This is a genomic window from Microbulbifer epialgicus, from assembly GCF_041447265.1.
In the GTDB taxonomy this organism is placed as follows: domain Bacteria; phylum Pseudomonadota; class Gammaproteobacteria; order Pseudomonadales; family Cellvibrionaceae; genus Microbulbifer; species Microbulbifer epialgicus.
Genome location: NZ_JBGMEK010000279.1, coordinates 1 through 634, shown reverse-complemented (window position 1 = coordinate 634; position 634 = coordinate 1). Strand labels below are relative to the sequence as shown.

The following is a 634-nucleotide window of genomic DNA, read 5'->3' as shown; positions in this document are numbered from 1 at the left end:
ATTGGCAACCACTAGATAATTTGAGGACGGGCGAGCGCCACGACGAATCATAAAGCACCGCCTAATTCTTCAATGAGTTTTTGGGGAGTCTCTGAGAGTTTGGATTGGCAGCAAAAATCATTCACCACCTCTTCACACAGACTTTCCATATCCTGACGCTCTAATTTTCCAACTTGTAATTCCGTGTAATTTTTTGTCGATTGGGCAGGGATTTTTTTACGCGACTCATTGCGAGGTAGCGCATTAGCGGGTTTTTTAGACATAACCTTCTCCCCTGAATGTTTTTGCTCTTGATGGGTTTACCGTTTAGCTTTTATTTACTTTCACTTCTAGATCCTTAGATTAGAGTTCCCTCTGTAATGCTGTGGCCTTAAATAAAACCAACATGCTGGAGAGAGCTTTTTTCAAATCTTCGGGAGTTTTCGCACGGTACACAGGAAGCGCAGCCAAAACTAAAGTCCTGATTAATTGCTCGTGTCCGATGTTTACCTCATTCGATGACTCTTTTAGTTCGTAAAATTTGTCCAGTGGAATACGCGCATTGCATTTCCAGTAATTCGTTTTCATCCCGTAAATCCCTTAATCATCCTTTCTTTAGTTAGTAATACTTTTTTATTAACCGGACAGCCCCGGC

Annotated in this window: 2 protein-coding genes; both read right to left on the bottom strand. The window is 41.6% G+C overall.

The window, feature by feature from the left end:
- Nucleotides 1–47: 47 nt before the first annotated feature.
- Nucleotides 48–263 (bottom strand): hypothetical protein, encoded by a 216-nt coding sequence (locus ACCI49_RS25005; protein WP_371841973.1) that lies wholly within the window; start codon nt 261–263, stop codon nt 48–50.
- Between the two features lie 79 nt (nt 264–342).
- A complete protein-coding gene (locus ACCI49_RS25000; RefSeq protein WP_371841971.1) occupies nt 343–567 on the bottom strand; it encodes a hypothetical protein in 225 nt (74 codons plus the stop codon).
- Nucleotides 568–634 lie beyond the last annotated feature (67 nt).